This is a genomic window from Sphingobium sp. ba1 (assembly GCF_000743655.1).
Classification (GTDB): domain Bacteria; phylum Pseudomonadota; class Alphaproteobacteria; order Sphingomonadales; family Sphingomonadaceae; genus Sphingobium.
Genome location: NZ_JPPQ01000069.1, coordinates 2,707,689 through 2,710,861, shown reverse-complemented (window position 1 = coordinate 2,710,861; position 3,173 = coordinate 2,707,689). Strand labels below are relative to the sequence as shown.

The 3,173-nt window shown below is 63.7% G+C and carries 2 protein-coding genes and 2 pseudogenes; 1 reads left to right on the top strand and 3 read right to left on the bottom strand.

Annotated elements, in window-relative coordinates:
- Positions 1 to 137 (bottom strand): annotated as a pseudogene (locus IL54_RS25955) (TerC family protein); the annotation flags it as partial.
- A gap of 24 nt (positions 138 to 161) precedes the next feature.
- Positions 162 to 1,418, bottom strand: coding sequence for a transcription termination factor Rho (gene rho, locus IL54_RS16295; RefSeq protein WP_037478949.1), 1,257 nt, complete (start codon positions 1,416 to 1,418; stop codon positions 162 to 164).
- 268 nt (positions 1,419 to 1,686) lie between these two features.
- Between rho and IL54_RS16290 the strand changes: the two genes are divergently transcribed.
- Positions 1,687 to 2,673 (top strand): retroviral-like aspartic protease family protein, encoded by a 987-nt coding sequence (locus IL54_RS16290; RefSeq protein WP_052027730.1) that lies wholly within the window; start codon positions 1,687 to 1,689, stop codon positions 2,671 to 2,673.
- Between the two features lie 9 nt (positions 2,674 to 2,682).
- On the opposite strand, the pseudogene IL54_RS16285 reads toward IL54_RS16290, so the two are convergent.
- Positions 2,683 to 3,173, bottom strand: a pseudogene (locus tag IL54_RS16285) (penicillin-binding protein); the annotation flags it as partial.

Below are 3,173 nucleotides of genomic sequence, written 5' to 3'. Positions count from 1 at the left end.
GCGCCGATGACGATCGCATTGTCGCCCGCCAGCACGATGTCGATCAGGATCACCTGGCCAAAAGCCAGCCAAGCCGATCCACTGCCGGAAAACAGCCCGGCAAAATCCGTGACAATATGGCCCCAAATGTCGGTCATGTCCGTCTAGTCCCCTTCACGCCGTCACTGGTTCATCGAATCGAAGAAATTCTCGTTGGTCTTCGAATCCTTCATCTTGTCGAGCAGGAACTCCATCGCGTCGATCGTGCCCATCTGCATCAGGATGCGGCGCAGCACCCACATCTTGCTGAGCGTGCCCTTATCGACCAACAGCTCTTCCTTGCGGGTGCCGGACTTGCCGACGTCGAGCGCCGGGAAGATGCGCTTGTCCGCGACCTTGCGATCCAGCACGATTTCCGAGTTGCCGGTGCCCTTGAATTCTTCGAAGATGACTTCGTCCATGCGGCTGCCAGTGTCGATCAGCGCGGTGGCGATGATGGAGAGCGAGCCGCCCTCTTCGATATTGCGCGCGGCACCGAAGAAGCGCTTGGGCCGCTGCAGCGCATTGGCGTCCACACCGCCGGTCAGCACCTTGCCCGAAGACGGGACGACGGTGTTGTAAGCGCGACCGAGGCGGGTGATGGAATCGAGCAGGATGACGACATCCTTCTTATGCTCGACGAGGCGCTTGGCCTTTTCGATCACCATTTCGGCGACCTGGACGTGGCGGGTGGCAGGCTCGTCGAAGGTGGAGGAAACGACCTCGCCCTTCACGCTGCGCTGCATGTCGGTGACTTCTTCCGGGCGTTCGTCGATCAGCAGGACGATCAGGAAGACTTCGGGATGATTGTCGGTGATGGCCTTGGCGATATTCTGCAACATCACCGTCTTGCCGACGCGCGGTGGCGCGACGATCAGCGTGCGCTGGCCCTTGCCCTGGGGCGAGACGATATCGATGACGCGCGCCGACTTGTCCTTCTGGGTCGGATCGCCCGGATCGAGCGTCAGCTTGGATTCGGGATAGAGCGGCGTCAGATTGTCGAAATTGACGCGATGACGGACCACATCGGGATCGTCGAAATTGACGGTGTTAAGCTTCACCAGCGCGAAATAGCGCTCGCCATCCTTGGGCGCGCGGATTTCGCCGTCCACCGTGTCGCCGGTGCGCAGGCCGAAGCGGCGCACCTGGTTGGGGGAAACATAGATATCGTCGGGACCGGCCAGGAAGTTGGCTTCCGGGCTGCGCAGGAAGCCGAAGCCATCGGGCAGCACTTCGATCGTGCCTTCACCCATGATCTGCTCGCCATTTTCCGCCTCGGCCTTGAGGATCGCGAACATCAGATCCTGTTTGCGCAGGGTCGACGCACCCTCGACGCCCAGTTCCTCGGCAAGCTGCACGAGGTCGGCGGGCGCTGTTTTCTTAAGGTCCTTGAGATGCATTGCGAGTCGGTCCGATGACGAGAGGGAGACAGGCGCCGGAAACGGCGAGAAACAGGCGAGCAGGACGCTGCCAGACGCTTGCCGCGAACAGGCAAGGTCGATCGTGCGCGCATTTAGCGAGGCGCGGCCCGCCAAGTCAAGGCGGGAGTGCACCAGACGGGTGCGGAAAGGGCGGCGCGGCGGCGATTCGGGGCCAAGGGTGGCGCTGGCGCGATGACCCGGATTCATGCTATAGCGGGAGCATAAGATAAGCGGAAAGGATGCGGACATGAGACGGCACCGCGCAGGGCTTTGCGCCGTGCGCTTCGCGGGACTGGCGATCGGGCTGGCGACAGCCTGGATGCCATTGGCCGCGCAGGACGTCCCCGCGCTCGATCCCGACACTCCGCCGGCCGTCGTCCGCACCGGCCCCTCGCTCGATGCGCGGGTGACGATCCCCATCCATATCGACGGCAAAGGGCCGTGGAACTTCATCATCGATACCGGGTCGCAGCGAACCGTGATCGCGCGCGATCTGGCGGAGCGGCTGGCCCTTCCCGCGCGCACCAACGTCACCATCATCAGCATGACCGGCCGGTCGGAAGCGACGACGGTCGCGGTGCCGCGACTTGGCTTTGCGGGCGGCACGATCGACGATATCGAAGCGCCGGTTCTGGAGGGCGAGCATCTGGGCGCGCCGGGCCTGCTGGGGCTGGACAGCCTGCATGCCAAGCGGGTGACACTGAATTTCCGCAGCGGACAGATGGCCATCGCCAGCAGCAATGCGCGGCGCAGCGCTAGGGTCGATCCCGATACGATCGTGGTGGAGGCGCGGCGCAAGCGCGGTCAGTTGATACTGCTCGATTCCAACGTCAACGGCATGCGCGTCGCCATCATGCTCGACACCGGCACCAATTTCAGCATCGGCAATATGGCGCTGCGCAACAAGCTGATCGCCAAGAAGCGCGCGCCCGAATTGCTCACCGCGTCGCTGACCAGCGTGACCGGCGGGACGCTGACCGGCGAAGTGGGGCGGATCAAGGCGGTGCGGATGGGCCGGGTCAACCTGATCGACGTGCCGGTGCTGTTCGTCGATGCCAGCCCCTTTGCAGAACTGGGCATGGCCGACAAGCCGGCGCTGCTACTGGGCATCAGCGCGTTGCGTCTGTTCGACCGGGTCGCGATCGACTTCGGCCGGGGCAAGGTGGACTTCCTGCTGCCCGATGCAAGGGCGCTCGACAAGACGCAGTTGGCGGCGAACGATGTCGGCCCTTAGGCGCGCGCCTCAAGGATAAGGGTTGGGACGCGGGGGTGGCTGGCGCTGGCGATCACGGTCGCGGCCCAGCACATTGTCGATCCATTGCTGGTCGATCTGCTGGGGCGGCTGTTGCCGATCCTCCGGGTCCACCTCAAGCTGTTGCTCGTCACTCTCTTCTTCCATCGCCGGGGGACGGGAGCGTTCGATCGGGAATCCATTTTCATCGACCATCATGCCGCCTTCGGCCTCCCCATCAGGCGTGCCATAATAGGCTTCCTCGTCCGGCTCCAACTGCCATTCGGGCAAGGTGACTTCGGTTTCGAACTGTTCCACGGGGCGTTTGGCGACGGCGACCTTCATATAATCGGCAAAGGCGCGGGCGGGGGCACGGCCGCCCTGCAACACGCCCACGGCGCGCGCATCGTCGCGACCCATCCATACGCCGGTCGTGATGCCGCTGGAAAAGCCCAGGAACCAGCCATCCTTGTTGCTGCTGGTCGTGCCGGTCTTGCCTGCTA

Coding starts and splice junctions, on each gene's coding strand:
- IL54_RS16290 (WP_052027730.1), top strand. CDS start 1,687: ATGAGACGGCACCGCGCAGGGCTTTGCGCCGTGCGCTTCGCGGGACTG.
- rho (WP_037478949.1), bottom strand. CDS start 1,418: ATGCATCTCAAGGACCTTAAGAAAACAGCGCCCGCCGACCTCGTGCAG.